The sequence below is a fragment of the Micromonospora sp. LZ34 genome (assembly GCF_052981855.1).
Genome location: NZ_JBRIQN010000015.1, coordinates 55740 through 77316, shown reverse-complemented (window position 1 = coordinate 77316; position 21577 = coordinate 55740). Strand labels below are relative to the sequence as shown.

Genomic DNA, 21577 nt, shown 5'->3' with positions numbered 1-21577 from the left:
GCTCGACCGCCCGGTCGTTCAGCGACCGGCTCCCGCGGCCCGGTCGGTCCTCGGCGCGGGCTCCCACCGCCACCAGGTCACGGCGGGGTGGCCCGGTAGCTCGCCCCGGCCGGTCGCCCAGAGCAGCGTCGGCCAGGGGTCGGTGTCGGCCGGCGCGGCGGGGAAGAGCCGGTGCCGCGCCCGGGCGCACAGCGCCGCGTCCGGCTGCCACGGCAGGCCCAGGCCGGTCGCCACGTCGTGCAGGTGGACCAGCGTCTCGACCACGCCCATCGCCGCGAAACCCTCCGGGTCCGCCGCGCCGTCCGGGTGGTAGGCACGCACCGACGGGGGGGCGCGGACCATCGCCGCCAGCAGCGCGCCACACCCCTCCAGCACCTGGAGCAGACCCGCCGGCCCCGCCGCCGGTTCAGCGAAGATGGTCGACGCCGGGCCGCCCGGCCGACGGGCCGCATAGGCGACCGGCACGTGGGTGTCGGGCGTCGGTCGCCTCGGGCCGAGCTGGATCGCGTACGTGAAGAGGTCGTCGGCGACGTGCTCGACGGTCTCCCAGCAGGTCCAGTCCAGGCCGCCAGCGGGGACGTGCCAGTCCCGATCGAGAGCCGGGGTGAGGGTGGTGACCGCCGCGTCGACGGCGTGGAGCACGTCGTCGGCGGTGACCCGCCCGGGCTGTCCGTCAGTTTGCTGCATCGCCCAGCACGTTACGCGTCGCTGTCCGGGCGCCGGGGCCCTGCGTCAGATCGTCGGGCGTTAACCGATCGCTGCGGTCGTTGCCCGGCGGTAGCGTGCGCGCGTGTCCCGCACCGTGACCCTCGTCCTTCTCGACGCCGCCGGCGCGCCGCTGGGCGCCCTGCCACCGTTCGACGTGCCCACGCCCTGGTGGCAGGACATCGCCCCCGTCGTCCAGGAGGCCCGCGAGCGGTACGGCGTCGACGTACAGGTGCTCCGGCTGCTCGGCGGCGACGCCACCGGCACCATCGGCGGCGCCGTGACGTACCTCGGACAGGTCACCGAGCGGCCCACCACGCCGCTGCTGCCGACGGACGTGCAACTGACTGCGGACCCGCTGCGCGCCCCCTACGCCGAGCCGTGCGGACCGGCTCGCAGCCTGACCTGGGCGCGGGCGGAGCTGCGGCGGCTCGGCCGGCCGGTCGAGACCGTCACCCAGCAGCGCACCTGGAACCTGTCGGCGATCTGGCGGCTCGACGGCGCGGGCGGGACCGCCTGGCTGAAGCAGGTGCCGGTGTTCTTCCGGCACGAGGCCGCGGTGCTGCGCCGGCTCGGCCGGGCGGTGCCGGGCCGCACCTCGGCGCTGCTCGCCGAGGACGGCGACGGGCGGATGCTGCTGGAGCACGTGCCCGGCGAGGACCGGTACGGGGCGCCGCTGGACGAACGGCTGGCCATGGCCGCCGACTACCACCCGGTGCAGGTGCGGTCGATAACGGACGTGGCGGAGCTGGTGGCGGCGGGAGTGCCGGACCTGCGCGGTTATGCCTTGGCTGGTTGGATCTGCGGCTACCTCGCTGCGCACGACACCTCGTCGGTGGAGCCGTTGCTGGCGGGGCTGGAGGGGCGGCTGGACGAGGTGCGGCGGTGTGGGCTGCCGGAGACGCTGGTGCACGGGGACCTGCACCCGGGCAACGTGCGGGTGTCCGGTGACCGGCGGACGGTCATCGACTGGGGGGACGCGTTCGTCGGGCACCCGGCGTTCGACGTGCTGCGGTTGAGCGAAGGGCTCGAGCCGGCGGCTGCCTCCGTGGTACTGGCCGAGTGGTGTGCGCGGTGGCGGGAGAGCGTGCCGGGGTGCGAGCCGGAGCGGGCCGTGGAGCTGCTGCGACCGGTCGCGGCGCTGCGGCTGGCCGCGGTGTACGGGATGTTCCTCGCCGGGATCGAAGCGAGCGAGCGGGTCTACCACGCCACGGATGTGGCCGCTTGCCTGAAGCAGGCGGTCGAGGCGGAGAGCCCGCCGACCCTCGAACCGAGCAGCGGGTCCCCGAGCGGACTGGCCACGGCGGAGTGGTCAGCCGGGTAGCTCGATGCGCAGCCGCCGGGCGAGCTCCCGGTGCGCGGCCGACAGAGCGCTCACGGCCACGGCGAGCATCTCGTCGGCCCGGAGCGGACTGGCGAGAGTCACCTCGAAAACCTCGCGATCCGGGTGCTGCGCCTCAGCCACCTCGGGGCGCTCTGCGAGCGCCGCCAGGAGAAGATCGTCGTCGACCACGTCGGGCCCCGTGTCGACCACGGCCTTCAGCTCCTCGGCGAGGCTCACCGCCCACGACAATCCGTCGTTGGTGCCCACCGTGACGCCCGCCAGGAACTTCTCGCGGCTGAGCGCCATGTCCGGGTCGCCGGGGGAGGAGACGAGGTCGGCGAACTGTCGTGGCGCCCGGTCCAGCGCCGCGATGACCACGGGACGGTCCGCCAGCCGAGCGCCGTCGTACTCGTTCCAGCCATCGTGCGAACTGTTCGGCGAGACACCTGGCACGGAATAGCGGCGACGGCGCAACCAGGACATGGGGCCAACTGTCCGACACCCGGCCCCCATACGCAAGCGTCCGTCCTTGAGACCCGAGGGTCAGGCGGCGATGGCCCGAGCTGCGGCGTACGTGTCGGCGGGGAGCGGATGGTGCAGCTGCCAGATGATGCGCATGGGTCGGTCGCCGGTATGCTCGCGGTAGGTCATGGTGCCGGCGTAGAGGTAGGCCGGTGCACCGAGGTCGCGATCGGGCATCTTCGTCTCGCGGATGAAGAGGTGCACCGTCGAGCCGCGGGATGCGTGGTGGATGTAGCGCTGACCGGTCGCCGAGGCGGCCGACGTCGTGCTCTGCGACTCCCACTGGAACAGTTCGTCGGTGATGGCCCGGTCGGCGTACATCGTGGTGGGGGAGTAGTGCTCCTCAGACTTGGCCAGGGTGACGAAGAAGAGGTCGGCCTGGGCATCCGGCAGCCACTTCACCCCTTCCCGCAGCGAACCCGGGTTCGCCATGCCGAACGCGGCGCACGCATCGTTGCGGCTGTAGCGGGCATGCACCCGCAACGGCAGCCCACCCTCTGCCGGCGGTGTCACCCGGTGGATTCGATCGCGCAGCACCTCGGCCACTTGACGCAGCTCCGCGCATCGGGCCGGCTCGGCCCAGAGCCGCGCCAACCGTTCGTCGCGTTCGGTGAGCGACGCGTTCGGCCCCCACAGGTCGAAGTGCAGCATGCCCCACAGCCGCCCGGTGTCCGGCCGCTTACCGGCCGCCACCCGGGCCAGCAGGTCCAGCCGGTCCGGGTCGTCGATGTGCAGCATCCGCCCGATGGCCCGCCCCAACTCCCGATCGTCCGGCCCCGGCTCCGACGTCTCCATGCCGGCGAGCCGGCGTAGCCCGGTCCAGCCGCCGACGCTCGCCGACCGGTACACGTCCTCGACCTCCAGGCCGCTCTCCCGCAGGAACTCGGCCAGGCTCACGTCGCCGAGCTGCCGCAGCTCCGCCACCAGGCCCGGCTTCGACGTGGGCAGCGCGGACTTCAGGTTGCGGAGGACGATCTCCTTGGCGACCCGGTCCAGCTCGATGTGGCACCCGCTCGGCAGGAATGGGAAGTCGTGCTCGACCGCCTCATACACCGCCCGCCGGCTGACCCCGGTCAGCGCCCGCCAGCGTAGGTCGAACCGGAAGTTGGCGTGCTGTCCGCCGATGAAGTCGAGCACCGTCAGGCACGGCTTGTCGTCGTCGAGGCGCAGCCCGCGGCCGAGTTGCTGCAGGAAGATGGTCGCGCTTTCGGTGGGCCGCAGCATCAGGATCGTGTCGACCATCGGCAGGTCGACACCCTCGTTGAACAGGTCCACGGTGAAGAGCACATGTAGCTTGCCGGCCTTGAAGTCCCGGAGCAGCGTCTGCCGCCCGGCGGCGTCAACCCGCGACGTGACCGCCGCCGACGTGACGCCGTGCTTGCTGAACCAGTCCGCCATGAACTCGGCGTGCCCGATGCTCACGCAGAACCCCAACGCCCGCATCCGACCGACGTCGACCGTGTCGCGTACCGCCCGCAGCACCGCCCGGGCCCGGGCATGGTTGCCGGTGTAGACGCCGTCCAGCTCCGCCGGGTCGTACCCCTGCCCGCGCTTCCAGCGCAGCTGCGACAGGTCCACGTCGTCGTGCAGCCCGAAATACTGGAACGGCGCCAGCAACTGCCGTTCCAACGCCTCCCACAGTTGCAGCTCCACGGCCGCGCGGCCGTCGAACCACCGGCGCACGTCGCCGCCGTCGGCCCGGTCGGGGGTCGCGGTCAGCCCCAGCAGTACGCGCGGCCGAAGCCGCTCCAACAACCGAGTGTACGTCGGCGCCTCCGCGTGGTGGAACTCATCGACGATCACCATGTCGTACGCCTCGGGGTTGATCTCCCGCCGGTGCAGCGACTGGATGGAGGCAAAGACGTGCCGCCAGTGCTGCGGCTCCTTGCCCCCGACGAGCGTTTCGCCGAAGCTCCCGTCGCCCACGACCTGGCGGAAGGTCGACAGGCTCTGCCGCAGGATCTGCTCCTGATGGGCGACGAAGAGCAGCGAGTCGACCTCTCCGGCCTTGTGCAGCCGGCGGTAGTCAAGGGCGGCGACGATAGTCTTGCCCGTACCGGTGGCCATCACGACGAGGTTGCGCCAGCGCCCGTGCACTCGCCGCTCCGCGTCCAGGTCGGCCAGGATCTCCGCCTGATACGGGTACGGCCGCACGTCCAGGTTGGCGATCTCGGTTGGCGCCTCGTCACGGCGCTCGCCGCTGAGTGCCGTCCGAAGCCGCTCGGCGTCCTTGGCCGGGTCGTAATCCTCGAAGGCCGGGTCGTTCCAGTAGTCCTCGAACGTGGCGGTGAAGGTGTCGATGACGTGCGGCTGCTCCAGGTTGGAGATGCGCACGTTCCACTCCACGCCGTCGACCAGAGCGGTCTTGGAGAGGTTCGACGAGCCAACGTAGGCGGTGCTGGTGCCGTTGTGGCGGCGGAACAGCCATGCCTTGGCGTGTAGCCGGGTGGTCCTGGTCTCGTAGGACACCTTGAGCTCGGCGCCTAGCTCGGCCAGCCGGTCGAGGGCTCGCTGGTCAGTCGCGCCGAGGTACGTCGTGGTGATGACGCGGAGCCGGCCGCCGCGGGCGATTAGCTCGCGGATGGCCGGCTCGACGATGCGCAGGCCGTGCCACTTGATGAACGCGCAGAGCAGGTCGACCTGGTCGGCGGAGGCCATCTCGTGGGTGACCTCGTGGCCGATCCGCGGCTGGTGGCGGCCGTTGACTAGCAGCGCGCCGGTGGAGAGCGGGGTGGTGGGGCGTTGCGGGAAGGCGGGCTGCGCCGGTGGGGTCGGCGGGGCAGCGATGGCGTGCAGGAGGTGTTGAGCGTCGGTCACCTGGTCCTCTGTGGTCGCCGCCTGTGGGCTGAGGGCGGCGATCGCGTCAGCGATGCGGTTGGCGAGGTCGACCTGGCGGGCGAGCTTGTCGTCGCCGCTGGCGAGGGCTTGCAGGGCACGGCGGGCCAGGGTGGCGATGTGGCGGGCGAGGGCTTCGGGGGCGTCGGCGGGGTCGAGCTTGTCGCGCTGGACCAGGGCCGGGTCGACGTGCTGGAGGAGGTTGTCCATCTCGCGGGTGATCAGGTGCTCGTAGATGCCCCGCTCAAGATCGGTCACCCCGGCAACCTAGCGGGCTTCGGTGCTGCCGCGCTGTCCGCCGCAGGGTCCACTTCATCTGTCGGGTTAGCGACAAAGGGTGCTTTCCATCGTTGCAGGACTTGCTCGACTCGTCCACGTCGCCGGTAGGCCACGGCGGTGCCCCTGCACTGCTTCGATCTGTGCTTGACCGGCGGAAACGCGCAACCGCGGCAAGTTGTTGTCTTGTAGCAATCTCAACTACGGAGGTTATTGACAGCGCAAACAGCTTAGGTGGGACCGGCTGATCGGCTGAGTACATCGGGGTCCCGCTCCCAGGGCTTCCGCCGGTAATGTCCGCGGCACCTTGTGGGGAGGTGAGGTCGATGCTTGCCGGGCTGGAGATGCCACCCGCGGTCGAAGTGGGGCAGGTCATTACCGCCGTGCTGGCCGACTTGCGATCGGGCGACCGTCGCGGCGTGGTGGTGGAATCGCCTCTCGGTGCGGGAAAGTCGACCCCAATTGTGGGGGCCCCTATTGAGCAGGCCGAGGCCGGCGAGCAAGGGGTCCTTGATGCTAGGTGACACTGCAAAGCCCGCACTGACCTCCGCGCGCATACCGTCGGCACGTCATACGACCATCGCGCCTGGACAGTTCGTGCGACACCCGCGCATTCCAGGGATCGGCCGGGTCGTAGCCCGAGTCGACGCCAGCGTGCAAGTTGAGGCGTTCGAATCTGTTGCCGAACCGGTCGTTGCGTCCTGGTCACTACCCGCCAGTGAATGTCGACCGGTCATTCTGCCGCCAGAGACCCGTGTGTACTGGCGCGACGCCGCGACCGGTATGTGGCATACCGGCCGAGTGATCGCCGGTGGGCCGGACGACTACGCAATCCGACTCCCCAACAAGGAATTCGACGTACGGGTGCCGGGCGCCGAATTGCGGGTGCGCTGGCATCGGCCCGTGCGCTCTCCCGTGGAAGTGCTGGCTGTGCGGGCGAACGAATCCCCGTACTACCGCGGCGCGCGCCTACCGATGCTGCACAGCCTGGTCAACCAGCGCGCAGCCTCGGCCAATTTCTCAGCGTTGGTTTCCTCCGCCATCGAAATCTACCCGCATCAGATCGACGCAGCGCTGACCGTGCTCACCGATCCCGTGCAGCGCTACCTCCTGGCTGACGAGGTAGGCCTGGGTAAGACTATCGAAGCTGGGCTGATCATCCGCCAGCACCTCATCGATCATCCAACCGCCCGAATCGCTGTTCTGGCCCCAGACATCCTGCGCCGGCAATGGAGTAGCGAACTGCGCACCAAGTTCTTCACCGAGGATTTCCCTCGGGCGGACATCCGGATCGGCCAGCACGAAACCCCGGAACGCTGGAACGAGTATCACCGGTTCGACTTGGTCGTAATCGACGAGGTGCACAACCTCACGCGGGCCGGCAACCCCCATGACGAGCCGTACCCGCAACTGGCGGCCCTAGCCCATGCCGTTCCCCGGTTGATCCTGCTGTCGGCGACGCCGGCCACCGCTCGCCCGGAGTTGCACCTGAGCCTGCTGCACCTGCTTGACCCCCACTTGTACCGGTGGGCGGATCTCGAACAGTTCCGGCAGCGCTTCGCCGATCGGCGGCGACTTGCTAACGCGGTCCACGGGCTAAACGCGGATCTCGAGATGCTGTTGCCGGATGTGCTGTTGGAAATCGCGGAACTGATCCCAGGCGATGCCGTCTTCACTCGACTCGCGGACGACGTCCGCCAGTTCCTCACCGAGGACGACGAGTTGCGCGAAGAGGCTGACCGGCCGCGGCTGGCCGGCGCCCTGGAGGTGCTGCGCGCGCACATCAGCGAGACCTACCGGCTGCACCGGCGCATGATTCGGCACCGCCGAACGCAGGTGCTGCGCGTGACGGACGACGACCTCTTGCCGTTCGAGGTCAGTGGTCGTCGCCGCCCGGAGACGCTGACGTTGGGCGGCCAACGGGCAGACCTCGTCGACCAGGCGCTGCTGGGTTGGCAGCAGCGGGTGGCTCAGTGGCTGCTGGACCACGATGACAACCAATGCGCGCACCGGTATGGCCAGGTGCTGGCGGTGCTCGCTAGTCGGGCCGCCGAAGTATCTGACGACCTTGCTGACGCGCTTCGGTGGCGGCTCGACGGAGACGAGGCCGCCGCCGACCGAGCCGGCCTGTCAGCGACCGAGCGGGCACTGTTGCGGCAAGCGCCGCCTCTGCCGTTCGAACGTCAGACACTGACCGAGTTGGCCGTCGCCGCTGGCACCGCCGCGCTGCGCCTCAACGGCCTGGCCCAAGCAATCAAAGGCCGGCAACGGCCGGTCGTATTCTGCGGTCCAGGCCAGCTAGCCGACGACCTCTCGGCGGTGTTAGCTCGACGCACCGCGTGGACGGTACTGCGTCATACCCGCACCCGTACTGCCGCCCAGGTTGCCGCTGACCTAGACCGCTGGCGCGCTGGCGGGGCGCTGCTGCTGGTCGACGGCTCGGGTGAGGACGGCCTCAACCTGCAGGACGCCGATCTTGTCATTCACTTGCGGCTCCCCTGGTCGCCTAATCGGCTGGAGCAGCGACTGGGCCGGGTAGACCGGTTCGCCGGATGCTTCGGCGCAAGCGGTGAACCCGCTCTCCAGTACTGCGAGGCGGGCGGCAACGCGGACGAGTCGTTCGTCGCGGCCTGGCGTGAGTTGCTGATAGGGGCATTCGCCGCATTCGACGGTTCGTTGTCGGCACTACAAGACATCTTGGAAGAGCTGCAGGTCCAAGCTTGGGAGGTGGCCCTGCGCGAGGGACCGACCGCTATGAGAGCAATGGTTGATTCGGTTACCGCTGCCCTCGGTCGGGAGCGCCGGGAAATTGAGGCAATGGACGCCTTGGAGTCCGTCCATCACGGCACGCTGGGAGTGCGCCTGGCTAAGCGCATCGACCGGATGGAGCAGAGCTGGCCGCAGCACGAACGAGCCCTACGTGCACTGATCCACGGCGCCAGCGGCGGACTGCGACTGACGGTGGAGCCCGACAGTGGGCCGGTAGCCACGATCGGAGTCGACCACCGGAATCCACCACTGATCTCACCGCTGATCCTGGCCGAGGAAGGTGGCCGTCTGCCGGCTGACAGCATGACCGGTGCATTCAACCGCAACGTGAGCCTGCGCCGGCCCGGGGTGCGACTATTCCGCATCGGCAACCCTCTCATCGAACTACTCGCCGCCGTCATGGCAATAGACGATCGGGGCCAGGCCTCCGCGCTGTGGCGGCCGGGACGATCGCAGGAGGCAGTGTACTTTGGTTTTGACGTCATTGTTGAAGCCGACTTGGATGCTGCGCTCTCCCATCCGGCGGCAGGCGCGGAAGCCCGACATGCCATCCGGCGTCAGGCCGATCTGCTGCTGCCGCCGTTTATGGACCGCATATGGTTGAACACGGCAGGCGCGCGAGTCAGTGACGAGGCCTTGCTGCGCTGGTTGAACGCCCCGTATCCGCACCAGCGAGACGTCAACTTGAACGCTGATCGAATCAGCCCGCTCTTGGACAGTTTCGGCGGCGCTGATCGTTTCGCCGCGGCCGCGCGGCGTGCCGAGGCCACCGCCCTGCATGTGGTCGCCCAAGGCGATCGCGTACGTGACCGGACTGCCGCTGCCTACGACGAAGGCAATAGAGCACTGGCTGTTCAACGGGCGCAGGCACTGGCTCGGAAGGCAGCCGGCCGACTGCTATCAGACACCGAAAGCTACGTCACCGACGTCGCGCTGAGTAACCTTCTCGTCAATGGCCTGCGCACGCCGAAGCTGCGGGTTATGGCCGCGATATGTGTCGCCGGGGGCGACCTGTGGGGAGCCAGTCATGTCCCACGATGATTGGACCACCGCCCAGTCAATCTGGCGGGCGTGGCCGCGCGGTCACGCCGACATTCCGGCTGCCGGCACGTGTCGGCGACTACGCGATGCGCTGGCTGGGCTCACCCACGGCACGGCCCGGTGGCGGGACGTCACCGCCCTGACCCGTCAGGTGCTTCTGGAAAACCACGCCCGCACCGACGTCCAGTTGTCGCTGGTGGTGCCCCTGGATCCTGCGCTGCCGGACGCCCGGCAATGGGAGTCGGCGCTCTGCGCGACATTGGCCATCCAGGACGGGCTGCGGATAAGCGCTGAACCATGGACTCCTCACAGTGATGAGACCGCCAAGGCCGACATGTGCCAGGTCTACGCCGAAGCTTCCAGCCGTTCACTGACGGTGCCGGCAGACCCCTTCTGGACCGAGGCGCTGGGACCACGGTTTACCCATTACACCTCTCAGGGGCAGCGCCAGGCCGCGCGCACCGTGGCTACGGCGCCGCCCGGCGCCACCGTCATCGCCTGTCTGCCGACGGGCCAGGGTAAGACGGAGGTGGCGTGGGCCAGCGTGTTGCCGGCGACGCGACACGGTGGCGTGGCGGTGATGGTGGTACCGACCGTGGTCCTCGCCCTGGATATGGAGCGGCGACTCCGCCAGCACCTGCTTGAGTGCGATAACGGCGAGGGTGCGGCGCGCACGTACGCCTACACAGGCGGTCAGGACCAGGCGACGAAGGAGGCGATCCGCCGCGAAATCCGTTCGGGCCAACAGCGCGTGGTAATCGCTGCTCCTGAGGCGCTGATGACCGGCCTGAGCAGCGCGCTGGACGCGGCCGCGGCGGCCGGTCACCTGACCCATCTGATCATCGATGAGGCGCACATCGTCGAGCAATGGGGCAACGATTTCCGGCCGGAGTTCCAGGCGATTGCTGCCAAGCGTCGCTCCTGGCTGGACCAGGCCCCGCCCGGCCGGCAGGTGGTGACCGTGGCGATGAGCGCCACACTCACCGCCGGACAGGTTCAGACGCTGACCAGTGCCTTCGGTGGCCCTGGGCCCCTGGAGTTGGTCTGGGCGTCGCACACCCGACCTGAGCCGATCTATCTGGTTGACGAGTTCGGCGACCTGGACGCGCGTGACGCGGCGGTGCTGGAGGCGGTCAACGCCCTGCCCCGGCCGCTGATTCTTTACACCACCACCCGCGAGGACGCCGAACTGTGGTGCGACCGACTGGACCGGGCGGGCTTCGGCCGCATCACCCGGCTGACCGGGGAGTCCAGCGAGACGGAGCGACGTGCGGTGATTGCGGGGTGGCGCGGCGAAGATGCCACCGGAGCGCCGACCAACACTCGGTTTGACGTCGTCGTCGGTACCTCGGCGTTCGGTCTGGGCGTGGACATGCCCAACGTCCGCGCGGTGGTACACGCCTGCCTACCTGAGACCATCGACCGCTACTACCAGGAGGTGGGGCGCGGGGGCCGAGACGGCCGCCCCTGCGTCGCGTACCTGGCGACGGCGCCAGGCGACCTGAACCTGGCCGAGCGGATCAATCGGATGATTCTGATCGGTGACGACCGCGGCTGGCTACGGTGGCAGGCTATGCGCAGCAAGGCGCGGTGGTTGCCGGACGGCAGGCTGGAGATCGACCTGATTCAGCTACCGCCGCACCTGCGCGACGAATCCGCCCGCAACGTCCAGTGGAACGTCAAGCTGCTTAACCTGATGGAGCGGGCGCACTTGATCCGCCAGGAGGCGCCGGCCCAGCGGCAGGACCAGAGCGAGGCCGCCTCGCCTGCGGGAAACCACCCCGTGCTCCGGGTCGTCGCCGAACTGGACGGCCGGCTCAACGACCCTGCCTACTTCGAGGAAGTATTCAACGCCCAGCGCGCCCAGGTGCAGGAGCAGCAGCGCGCCTCGCTGCGCCAGCTGTCCACCCTCATCACGGGAGACCGCTGCGTGGCGAACGTACTGGCCGAGCATTACCGGGTGCCGTGGGACGGCGGGGTGCTGACGACCGCGCGTTTCTGCCGCAGCTGCCCCTACTGCCGTCGCACCGCCCAAGTCGTCGACTCTGGCGGCCTGCGCCGGCGCGGGACCGAACCATGGCCGGACAACGCCCGCTGGCCTGCGCCGCCCGACCCACTGGCCACGTACCGGGGGGGTGGTCCCCTGCTGAGCATCGCCTGGTCTCAGCGTTCCCGATTCGACGACCTGATACCGGACCTGATTGAAGCGCTGGCCCGCCGTGGTTACGCGGTGGTCGGCGGCCCCGGCGTGACCGCGGCCGTGATGCGCCGAGCACAGCATCGGGCTGCACCGAACCCCATCATCGTGGACGGCGACAACAGCATGCTCAACACGTACGAAGGACCACTGGTCTGGCTGCTGGACGACGCTCAGGAGCCATTGCCGGCGGCGGTGACCGAACGCCTGGCCGGGCCGGGACCAACCTACCTGGTCCATCCGGCCGAACTGCCTGACCCGCAGCGGCCGGATACTCCGTTGCGGTACATGAATAGATCCATCGCGCTCGACATCTTGGTGAGGGACTCCGCATGGTAGCGCTGATCAACGTCGAGTCGTCGCTGCCGCGACCGCTGTGGGCCCTGGTCCGCCACCTCGCCGGCCAGCCGCGCAAGCGGCAGCGACTGCCCGACGCCGAGGCCGTCCTCAGCCCACCGAGCCTCATCCCCGGGGGTGACAAGCAGCGGACCTTCGAACGGGCGGTGGGCACCGCCGAGGAACTCGGCCTGGTCGAGCGGATCGAGGAGAACCTCGTGTTGTCCGCCGACGCGGCGGCGGTCGGCGGCGAAAACATCGAAGCTTTTTACGACCTGCTGCGCCGGCGCGTGCTCACCCGGGTCGATGCCGAGACACTCGCCACCGACCCGTCACAGACGCGGGGGAAGGACCTGCTGCGCTCCCTGTGCTGGTTCCTGACCCTGGACAGCCAGGTGGCCCTGGTGACGGCGAACACCTTCGGTAGCGAACAGCACAACGCACTGGCCGAGGACCTTGGGAATCCGCTGAAGAACATGGCGCGGTGGAACGGCTTTACCTACTGGGCGCCGGCCCTGGGCTTCGCCGACACGCCACTGCTGCCATACAGCGGGGCGCGGGCACTGGTGCCCGACTGCACCCGGGCGGTACGGCGCACGGTGCGGCAGACGTGGCGGCCAGGTACCCAACTGACCGCCCGCGAGTTCGTCGACGGGCTGCTCGAGGCGCTGCCGGTGCTGCCCGGTGGGCGGTCCAGCTTGGCACTGGGTCTCGAACCGGGTCTGCATGACGTGTCGGCCACGCTGTCGTTCGCGCTGCAACGAGGCTGTGAAGAAGGCTGGTTGACCTTGAGCGCGCCGTCGGACGCCGCCGGCGGCGTCCAGTACAGCGACCCGCGCGCCGCCGGTGGCGTAGGCCGGTTCACCGACGTCCAGATCGGAGCAGACGACAATGTCTGACCTGCGGGAAAGGGTCTGCTGGGAGGTTTCCACAGCGATCGCCACGCTGAGCACCGAGGCGGTCAGCCCGTCCACCTCGGTGTTCCTGGCCACCCACGCGCCGCTACGGATCAGCCGACGCGACCCGCAACTGCGCACCGACGTAACTGGCGCAGCGGTCACCGAGGAAGAGGTACTGCAGGATTTCCTGCACCGTCCGCTGGGCAACGGCGTGCTGCTCATGCCGGTCATCGGTCAGTCCGGCACCGGCAAGTCGCACCTGGTGCGCTGGGTGTACGAACGCACTCGGCGGCGGCCGGCCGACAACCGTGTGGTGATCCACGTTCCCAAGGCAAGCACTAGTCTGCGCGCCCTGGTGAGGATCCTGCTGGACCGCGAGGACATCGTCAGCGAAAAGCTGATCCAACTGCGCCGGCAGGTCGATGACCTGGCCAGTGGAATGGACGAGCAGGCGCTGCAGCGCCATCTGCTGTTCGCCCTCGCCGAGGCGGTCGCCGCGGCCGACCCCGGTACCGACAGGAACCGTCGAGCACTGGTCGGCTCCGCGAGGCTGGCCATGGTGCTGCGCGACGTCCACGTCAGCGGCTACCTGACCCAAGAGGGCGGACTGATCCCCCGCCTGGCGGCCAGCCTGCTGCATGACCGGGGTGACGGCGAGTCGGACCGACCGACGCAGTTCACCCCGGAGGACCTGCCGCACATCGCCGACGTCAACGCCGCCGCCGCCGACGTCCGGTCTCTGCTCACGCTGATCATGGGCCGGCCCCAGTTGCAGAAGGCCGCTGCCGACCTGATCACAGAGAACCTTTCCACCGCAGTACAGCAGGTGTTCAAGCTCGGCGGCCGACTGCAGGACGCCATGCTGACCATTCGCGAGGAGTACTACAAGCAGGGCAAGGAAATCATCCTGCTGATCGAGGACTTTGCGGTCATCCAGGGGCTGCAGCGCGACCTGCTCGAGGCGCTGATCGAAGCCGGCGTGCGCGACGGCCAGCAGGTGCTGGCCCCGGTACGCACGCTGATGGCGGTGACCACCGGTTACTACCGCAACCTGGCCGATACCGTCGTGACGCGCGTCGAAGCGGCTACCCCCTATGTCTACGACCTCGACGCCCCGTTCGACCCGGATACCGAAGGTCCCGGGTACACGATGAACTTCGTCGGTCGGTACCTTAACGCCGCCCGAATCGGAGCGGAGAACCTGGACGCGGCCGGTGTGGCCGACAACGCGCCCGTGCCAAACGCGTGCGCCGAGTGCCAGTTCGGCCCCTCCTGCCACGAGGCGTTCGGCGTCTCAGAGGACGGATACGGCCTGTTCCCGTTCAACTGGGAGGCCCTGCGCCGGGCCGTCGAGAGCACCGCCGGCGAGGACGACACGTTCAACCCCCGTCGGGTTATCGGGCGGGTCATCCGGCCGGTACTGGAGGACGCCGAGTCACTGGCCACCGGCCGTTTCCCCAGCCCTCGGTTCAGGGAGCAGTTTCCGGTGGCCCGTGGCCAGTCTGCGCTTTCGCCGGCGGTCAAGGTAAACATCGAGGACCTAGATCCGGTGGATTACGAACGTCGGGGACTGCTGCTGGAGTTCTGGGGGGGCGCTCCTACGGGAGTGCGCAACCTGAAGTCGGGCATCCATGAGGCATTTGGGATCAACATCCTCTCCACCGCGCCGACGGCGTCCGTCACTCCTCCGCCTCCTCGACGCTCACCCGACAGCCCAGGCACCGCCAATCCGCACGTCCAGAAGCCGGCGCCCGTCGTCGATCCGCAGGACAAGTGGCCGAGTTCACTACGGGCCATGGTCGACTACGTTGCCGAATGGGAGGCAGGCCGTCGCCCGCTGCACCAGAACACGGCATCGGAGATCCGGCGCATCATCAGTACCGCAGTTGTCAACCGGTGCGACTGGAGCAGACCACTGATGGCCGAGCCGAGCGCTGATGTGAAACGCGTGGCTTGGCCGGCCAAGTCCAGCGTCGTGTCCATTGAGGATGCCGAGGCCGAGGCGCAGAGCGCCGGGGCGCCGATCCGCTTCAAGCGCAACGCGCGGAACGCCGTTTTCTTTCGCCAATTGCTTACCTTGGAGCAGGGGGTCGATGATCCCGGTAATGCCGCCGCCCTGCCGCAGTTGGCCCGAATCGCCGAGCGGTACCAGGGCGACCTCGTCCGGGCGGTGCAGCGGGTCCGGTCCGCCGAGGAGGAGCACCTGATGGCGGGCCTGACCGTGTCGTTGATGGGCGCTTCGCTGGGTGGACTGGCCTGGCCCGGCATGAGCGATGCCGATCTGATGGATGTGGCGTTCGACGACGGCGCCTCGTGGCGCCTGGCCGACGCCGCCCTGCGCACCGAGCGCTGGGTCGACGCCTACGAAAAGCATCGGACCCACCGCCGCGCGCTAGTCGCGGAGTTGCGTCAGTTGCTGGGTGCCCGGCAGGGCACCACCGGCGCGGACGCACGGATCCTCGACGCCGCCCGGGCCCTGCCGCTGGTACGCCGCGCCGCTACCTTGTGGACATGGGAGCCCGGCGCGACCACGGCGCCCTGGTACCGGGGCGCCGCGGCTTCGCTCCGCACTTTCGAGACGCTGGTGGAAGGCCAGCTGACCGTGTTGCGCCAGCACCGTGACCGGCTCGCTGGATGGCTGCCGATCGGTGTGGGCCTCGGCGAAACGCTCGACGCCGTCGAGCAGGCGTTCCAGGAGGCGACGGCAGTCGGGCTGGTGCCCAGTGGCGAGATGCGGCAGACGTTCCCGGCGCGACTGGCTGAGATGCGAGCCCGCGACGGGCGAGCCGTCGACCAACTGCGCCGCGACCTGGAACGGATCGAGTCGGCCGATGACGGCCAGTGGCAGCGGGCCCGCATCACGGCGGCGGTCCGTGACCGCGGCGTCGACCTGGCGCCCCTGATGGAGTTTCTGCATGACTGCGATGAGTGGCTGACTGGCGGCCTGGAGTCGGCCCGCCTGCGCACCGGTGGGCTGGGCGAGGATCTTGCCGAGAAGGTCCGCGAGGTGCGCACCGAGTGGGAACTGATCGTGGCGGACCCGCACCGTGGAGAGGAATCCCATGAGTGACCAGTCAGTGCGGGACAAGGCCCTAATGGTGGCCTCGGAGGCCCGGCGGATCGGGTTAGGCCAGCAGGAGGAGGCGACCGCCGTAGCGGTGAGCACCAGGATCAGCACCCTGCGCGACAAGCTGGACGGGTTGCGGACCACGCTGGAGGCGGCGCGCCGCTTGAACCGGTACGGTGCCGCCATCCCGCTGAGCAACGTCGACGATGGCCTGGACCGTTTCCGCCAGCGCGCCGGCGAGGGCCTGCCCTCCAAGGCGGCCCTCGACGCCGCGGCCCGTACGGTGGAGCGGGTGGAGAACCAGCTGCGACAGGCGTTGCGGGGGGCGTGGCGGGTTTGGTGCGAGCAGCGCCTGGCGGAACTGCGCCAGGACCGGCTGGTGATGCTCTCCGCCGGGGAGGCGTCCGCCGCCGAGGAGGCCCTGGCCGACCTCGAGAGGCTGCGCCGCGGTGATCCGCGGGCGGCGGCCGTCCAGCAGTTTGTGATCAGCCACCGCGAACTGCGCGCACAACTCGACAACGTCCCAGATCCCGATCCCGAGGTGCTCGAACTGCTACGTCGTCTGCAGGTCGGGACAACGCTGGACAAGCTGACACCGGCCGATCTGCAGTTGCTGTTCGACCGGCAGCTCGCCCGCACCGTCGAGGTCCGGCGGAGGGCGACATGATCGACGACCGGCGGTTCCTGTCCGGGGTTCTCGACGACCTGGAAGATCTGGAACTGCCGCTGCTCAGTTGGGGCGTGACCAGCGGCGTCATCGCCCGCGACGAGGTGCTGGCCGCGATTGAAGAGCGCCTGCTCCATCCGGATGCGCCCGACGTGCTCGCCGATGAGGTGCTGGAGGAGTTGGAGCGGCGCGGCCTGGTAATCGAGATTCCTCGATCATCGCCACGGAGCTACCGGACCAGGTTGGCCGAGACGGTGCGGCTCACCGCCGCGCTGCGTCAGATGTTCCCGACAGCTAACCGGACCGGCCGCTGGTGGGATCATTCACCGAAGCTGGTCGCCGACTACCGCCTGCACGTCGCCCGGCGCCGATACCCAGCGCGGAACATCCCCGCCAAGTCGCTGCTGGCGACACTGTCGTCGCTCGACGAGAACGGTCTGGACGAGCGACAGGAGGCGATAGTACGGACCCTGCTCGGCAAGCGTGATCTTGCCCGGTTCCAGGTGGAGGCCAGCGCCGTGATCCGGCGCCACATCGCCGCCGGCGTTGCCCGGGCGGTGATCGTTGGCGCGGGTACCGGTAGCGGCAAGACCTTGGCGTTCTACCTGCCGGCGTTGATAGCGATGGCCGACCACGTCCAGGCCGGCGGTAGCGGTGTGCATACCCTGGCGCTGTACCCGCGTAACGAACTGCTGCGTGACCAGCTCCGCGAGGCGGTGGCGAACGTCGCCGCGGTGAACGAGGCGCAGCGCGCACACGGCGGCCCACCGCTGCGCATCGGCGTTCTATACGGCGACACCGTCCATCAGGTTGACGACCGTCGGCTGGGCCACCGCGTCGACGGGGCGTGGCGTCGGCACGGCGCCGACGCCGTGTGCCCTTACCTCAAGTGTCCCACCTGCCGTGGCGACCTCGTCTGGCCCGAGGCCGACCGCACAGACGTGCCCCCGCGGGAGCGCCTACGCTGCGCCGATCAGCGGTGCGCCCAGCCAGTGATCACACACCTGGTCCTGACCCGGGACGGCCTGCACCGCGACCCGCCGGACCTGCTGTTTACTACCACTGAAATGCTCAACATCAGCAGCACGGACCCGCGGCAGGCCCCATTGCTCGGCTGGACCGGCCGAAAGGTACCCAAACTAGTTCTGCTCGACGAGGCGCACACCTACGGCGGAATGCACGGTGCGCAGGTCGCGCTGCTGCTGCGCCGGTGGCGCAGCGGCCTGGGCCGCCAGGCCACCTTCGTGGGACTGAGCGCGACGCTGCGCGACGCTGCTGACTTCTTCAGTGAGCTTACCGGTATCAACCGCCAAGATGTCGACTACCTGGCCCCCCTGCCCGCGGACCTAGAAGAGGAGGGCCGGGAGTATGCGATGGCGCTGCGGGTGGATCCGGTATCCAGGGTCAGTCCGCTGTCAACCACTATCCAAGCGGCCATGCTGCACGCCCGCACCCTGGATGTGCGCGGGGCCGAACTGCTGTACGGGTCTCGCGGGTTTGTGTTCACCGACGACCTCGACGTGACCAACCGCCTGTTCAACGACCTCACCCACGCCGAGGGGGGCCGGACCGCGGGGCCGCAACGCCGGCCCCAGGTGCTGGCCGGTCTCCGCTCGGCGAACGGCGCCACCCACGACCAGTACGTCGCTGGCCAGTCCTGGGAACTGGTGCACCGCATCGGCCGGCACCTCGACGCGCAGGCGACGACCCACGGCCTGCGGGTCACCCGTACGTCGTCGCAGGACAGCGGGGTGGACCAGGACGCCGACCTGGTGGTGGCCACCGCATCGCTAGAGGTCGGCGTGGACGACGACCGAGTTGGCCTTGTCATGCAGCACAAGGCGCCACGCGACGCCGCGTCATTCCTGCAGCGGCGCGGCCGGGCCGGCCGACGCCGCCTCACCCGGCCGTGGACCGTGGTGACGTTGTCGGACTTCGGCCGCGACCGGCTCACCTATCAGGCCTACGACCAACTATTCGCCCCGGAACTGCCGGCCAGGCGGTTACCGGTGGGCAACCGGTTCGTGCTGAAGATCCAGGCGACCCAGGCGATGCTGGACTGGATCGGCCGGCGTACCCAGTCCGACTCTCGCCGCGTGGTCCGGGCCCAAGATCCGAGGGCCCGTGACCCACATCCGGGCACAGAGGCCGTGCTCAAGCAACTGCAGGTGCTGCTTGAGGACGCCAACGTCCAGGCCGACCTGGCCAACTGGCTGCGGCGGGCACTGGACATTTCCCCCGACGAGGTGATCGCGCTTCTGTGGGAGCCGCCACGCTCGCTACTGCTCAGCGTCGTTCCGACCATCCTGCGCCGACTGGAGTCGCGCTGGCGCGCGTACGCGCCCGAGCCAGGAGCGCGGCTCGGATCCCTGCTGCCGGAGTTCGTGACCCGTACGTTGTTCGATCCGCTCAACGTGCCGGAGGTGTACTTCCGGCTGCCGTTTAACGCCGGCGACGAGTCTATGCCGATCGAACGGGCGCTACGCGAGGCGGTGCCGGGCCGGGTCAGCCGCCGCTACGGCTACCGCAGCGCCCACGACCGCACCTGGCTACCGCTGCCCGACCCGCAGGCCGCAGGTGCTCTGGAAATCTCCTCGTTCGCCGCACAGTACGACGACGAAGGCTGGTGGGAGCCGTCCGGCAAGCCGCGGGTACGTGTGGTGCGTCCACATTTGATCACATTGGCGAAACCGCCGCCCGAGGTGCTTGACCAGTCACAGGGCATCCCCGTGTGGGCATCGCAGTTCGTTCCCGACCACCTATATGAGGGAGCAGTCCCCCGGCCATCGAGTTGGCAGGACCGCGTACAGTCGGTGGAGTTTGCCACGGCCGCTGGCGGCAACCCAGTTCAGGTCCGGCGCATGACTACCGGCGCTGCCTGTACCACGGTGAGCGGCACCGGACGTACGACAACGGTCACTAGCAGCGTGGAGTATCGGCACCGCGGTGAGCCTGCGGCGCTGGGCTTTAGCTTGGACGTCGACGCAATCCGGTTCACCTTGGCGCCCCTGGACCGAGGCAATAAGGCGGTCGCCGCGCACCTGCGATCACCACAGTGGCGGTCCATTGCGTTCAAGTCCGCCTTGGCCGCGGACCCGGCACTCGACGACGACGCCAACGGGTTCCAGCGCGGCTGGCTGGCCCTGGTCTACACCACCGCCTACGCGCTGCGGCGTGCCAACAACAGTGACAACGACGCCCAGCAGGACCATCGGGCGCTGGCCGGCGGCCGGTGGGCGGACCACATTGATCGGATACTCAACGCCATCTACCGCAGCGACGGCAGTACCACGCCCAGCCGCCTGGTCGACGACCTGAATGCCCTCGCAGGACGGCCCGCAGTCATCGACGCGGTGGACCGTCATAGCCACCTCCTCTGGGGTGATGATGTGGCGGCGCTGACCGCGGACCTGGCCCAACGCGCCTACCGGGAGACCATCGCCGCAGCGATCCTGAACGCCGCGCAACGGGCCTGCCCCGATGCCCAGGACGGAGACCTCATCGTCGACGTCCTGCCGCCCGAAACGGCCGAGGGCACCACAACGATCTGGCTGAGCGAGACCGCGATCGGCGGCCTCGGCGTCATCACCCAACTCGTTCCCTATTACCAGCAGGACCCGCGCCGGTTCTGGGCGCTCGTCGACAGCGCACTGGCACCCAGCGACTACGAGTACCTACACACCACACTGACCCAACTGCTGCGGCATCTGGTGGCCGAACCGCAGTCCCCGGCGGCCCGCGCTGTTGCTACGCTGCGCGATCCGCCCTCGGCTGCAGAAGCCGAACAGGCGCTGGTGACGCTGCGTTCGTCCTGGGCGAAGATCGATGGCTATCCCCGTCCCCAGGCGTTGGCGGCGCTGTCCACCCGGCTGCTGCGGCAGGGCACCGACGCCGGCACCGACCGGCTGGTGCTGGACCTGATGCACGCCTGGGACAGGGTCCAGGATTGCCTTGGGTTTGAAGTCGAAGCAGCCATCTTCGCCTACCTCGTCGGCACCGGTAGCATCGCAGTTGCCGGGCTGGACCCGAGCCGCTTTGGAGCCGACCAGGTGTACAGCATGCTGTGGCCGCGGGGCGCGGAGGCCCGGTCCCAGCACTTGGTCCACTACCAGCCGTACTCGCCGCCAGCGCTGCTCGACCGCCTACTTGTCCGAGCGGCCCACGACGAGCGGCTGACTCAGGTTGACGTCACCGAGCCAGACTGGCGGGAACGCTACCTCGAGGAGGTCGCTGCGCGAGGAGCAGTGCGGCTGGTCGCACCGGTCGACCGGATTGCTGGCCTTACTGCCGCCATGCGCGCGATACCAACCATCGCCGTGGACCACAGAGCGCTGCGGGTGTATGGCGATGTCCGCGCCGTCGATCGAGAGGACGCACACGTGCGCTGTGTGGTTGAGATTCGGGAGTTCGCCCAGTGAGTGACGAGCGGGTGGTTCGGACCAGCGGCAGCACGGGGGTTCGGATCGACGGAATCCTAACCACGGTCCTGCTTGCCGAGTTGATGACGCCGAGCCGCCGTCTGTGGCTCGTGTCACCGTGGATTGGCGACGTGGACGTTATCGACAACCGCGCCGCCACCTACGACAGCGTCTTCGTCGACCCCTCAAGTCGTGTCTACACCTTCTCTGAGGTGCTGGCCGGGATCACCCACGGCGGTGGCCGGCTGTCGGTGGTGACACGATCCGACCCCTTCAACGATGCTTTTGTCGACCGGCTGCTGCGGCAGGCGGCGCCGGGCTACGCCCAGGTGGTGCGCGCCGAGGACGTGCATGAGAAGACGCTGTGCGGGGACGACTGGTTGTTGACCGGCTCAATGAACTTCACCTACCGCGGCATGAGGGTGAACGACGAAATCGTGAATTACCGGGTGGATCCCGCGGCCGCCAGCACTGCTCGGGTCGACTTTGCCCGCCGCTTCGAGAAGGCCAACTAAGGGCCA

General features: G+C 69.0%; 11 protein-coding genes. 8 read left to right on the top strand and 3 right to left on the bottom strand.

What is annotated here, in order from left to right; genetic code table 11:
- Positions 1-18: 18 nt before the first annotated feature.
- On the bottom strand, positions 19-687 hold the full coding sequence (locus ACVCAH_RS17880; protein ID WP_447137281.1) for a hypothetical protein: 669 nt from the start codon (positions 685-687) through the stop codon (positions 19-21).
- 103 nt (positions 688-790) lie between these two features.
- On the opposite strand from ACVCAH_RS17880, the gene ACVCAH_RS17875 reads away from it, so the two are divergent.
- Positions 791-2029 (top strand): aminoglycoside phosphotransferase family protein, encoded by a 1239-nt coding sequence (locus tag ACVCAH_RS17875; RefSeq protein WP_447137280.1) that lies wholly within the window; start codon positions 791-793, stop codon positions 2027-2029.
- On the opposite strand, the gene ACVCAH_RS17870 is transcribed toward ACVCAH_RS17875, so the two are convergent.
- Positions 2018-2512, bottom strand: coding sequence for a hypothetical protein (locus ACVCAH_RS17870; RefSeq protein ID WP_447137279.1), 495 nt, complete (start codon positions 2510-2512; stop codon positions 2018-2020). The two genes, ACVCAH_RS17875 and ACVCAH_RS17870, sit on opposite strands and share 12 nt — an antisense overlap.
- Before the next feature lie 60 nt (positions 2513-2572).
- Complete coding sequence (locus tag ACVCAH_RS17865) at positions 2573-5596, bottom strand: DUF3427 domain-containing protein (protein WP_447137353.1); 3024 nt, start codon at positions 5594-5596, stop codon at positions 2573-2575.
- Positions 5597-6175: 579 nt separating this feature from the next.
- Here ACVCAH_RS17865 and dpdE point away from each other — a divergent pair.
- The 7 genes from dpdE to dpdK are packed head-to-tail and all read left to right on the top strand — an operon-like array spanning position 6176 to position 21571.
- The gene (dpdE, locus tag ACVCAH_RS17860) at positions 6176-9472 is read left to right on the top strand and encodes a protein DpdE (RefSeq protein ID WP_447137278.1); all 3297 of its coding nucleotides are present in this window, start codon (positions 6176-6178) and stop codon (positions 9470-9472) included.
- Positions 9459-12008, top strand: coding sequence for a protein DpdF (gene dpdF / locus ACVCAH_RS17855; protein WP_447137277.1), 2550 nt, complete (start codon positions 9459-9461; stop codon positions 12006-12008). Before dpdE ends, dpdF begins: the two co-directional genes overlap by 14 nt.
- Entirely contained in the window at positions 12002-12904 is a 903-nt protein-coding gene (gene dpdG / locus ACVCAH_RS17850; protein ID WP_447137276.1) for a protein DpdG, read from the top strand. The genes dpdF and dpdG overlap by 7 nt, the downstream gene beginning before the upstream one ends.
- Positions 12897-15974 (top strand): protein DpdH, encoded by a 3078-nt coding sequence (gene dpdH / locus ACVCAH_RS17845; RefSeq protein ID WP_447137275.1) that lies wholly within the window; start codon positions 12897-12899, stop codon positions 15972-15974. Before dpdG ends, dpdH begins: the two co-directional genes overlap by 8 nt.
- Entirely contained in the window at positions 15967-16638 is a 672-nt protein-coding gene (locus tag ACVCAH_RS17840) for a hypothetical protein (protein WP_447137274.1), read from the top strand. The genes dpdH and ACVCAH_RS17840 overlap by 8 nt, the downstream gene beginning before the upstream one ends.
- On the top strand, positions 16635-21056 hold the full coding sequence (gene dpdJ, locus ACVCAH_RS17835) for a protein DpdJ (RefSeq protein ID WP_447137273.1): 4422 nt from the start codon (positions 16635-16637) through the stop codon (positions 21054-21056). The genes ACVCAH_RS17840 and dpdJ overlap by 4 nt, the downstream gene beginning before the upstream one ends.
- Positions 21053-21571, top strand: a complete 519-nt coding sequence (gene dpdK, locus ACVCAH_RS17830; RefSeq protein WP_447137272.1) for a phospholipase D-like domain-containing protein DpdK — start codon at positions 21053-21055, stop codon at positions 21569-21571. Before dpdJ ends, dpdK begins: the two co-directional genes overlap by 4 nt.
- The last annotated feature ends 6 nt before the right edge of the window (positions 21572-21577 follow it).

Coding starts and splice junctions, on each gene's coding strand:
- ACVCAH_RS17880 (WP_447137281.1), bottom strand. CDS start 687: ATGCAGCAAACTGACGGACAGCCCGGGCGGGTCACCGCCGACGACGTG.
- dpdH (WP_447137275.1), top strand. CDS start 12,897: ATGTCTGACCTGCGGGAAAGGGTCTGCTGGGAGGTTTCCACAGCGATC.
- ACVCAH_RS17870 (WP_447137279.1), bottom strand. CDS start 2,512: ATGTCCTGGTTGCGCCGTCGCCGCTATTCCGTGCCAGGTGTCTCGCCG.
- dpdG (WP_447137276.1), top strand. CDS start 12,002: ATGGTAGCGCTGATCAACGTCGAGTCGTCGCTGCCGCGACCGCTGTGG.
- dpdJ (WP_447137273.1), top strand. CDS start 16,635: ATGATCGACGACCGGCGGTTCCTGTCCGGGGTTCTCGACGACCTGGAA.
- ACVCAH_RS17840 (WP_447137274.1), top strand. CDS start 15,967: ATGAGTGACCAGTCAGTGCGGGACAAGGCCCTAATGGTGGCCTCGGAG.
- dpdF (WP_447137277.1), top strand. CDS start 9,459: ATGTCCCACGATGATTGGACCACCGCCCAGTCAATCTGGCGGGCGTGG.
- dpdE (WP_447137278.1), top strand. CDS start 6,176: ATGCTAGGTGACACTGCAAAGCCCGCACTGACCTCCGCGCGCATACCG.
- ACVCAH_RS17865 (WP_447137353.1), bottom strand. CDS start 5,596: ATGGACAACCTCCTCCAGCACGTCGACCCGGCCCTGGTCCAGCGCGAC.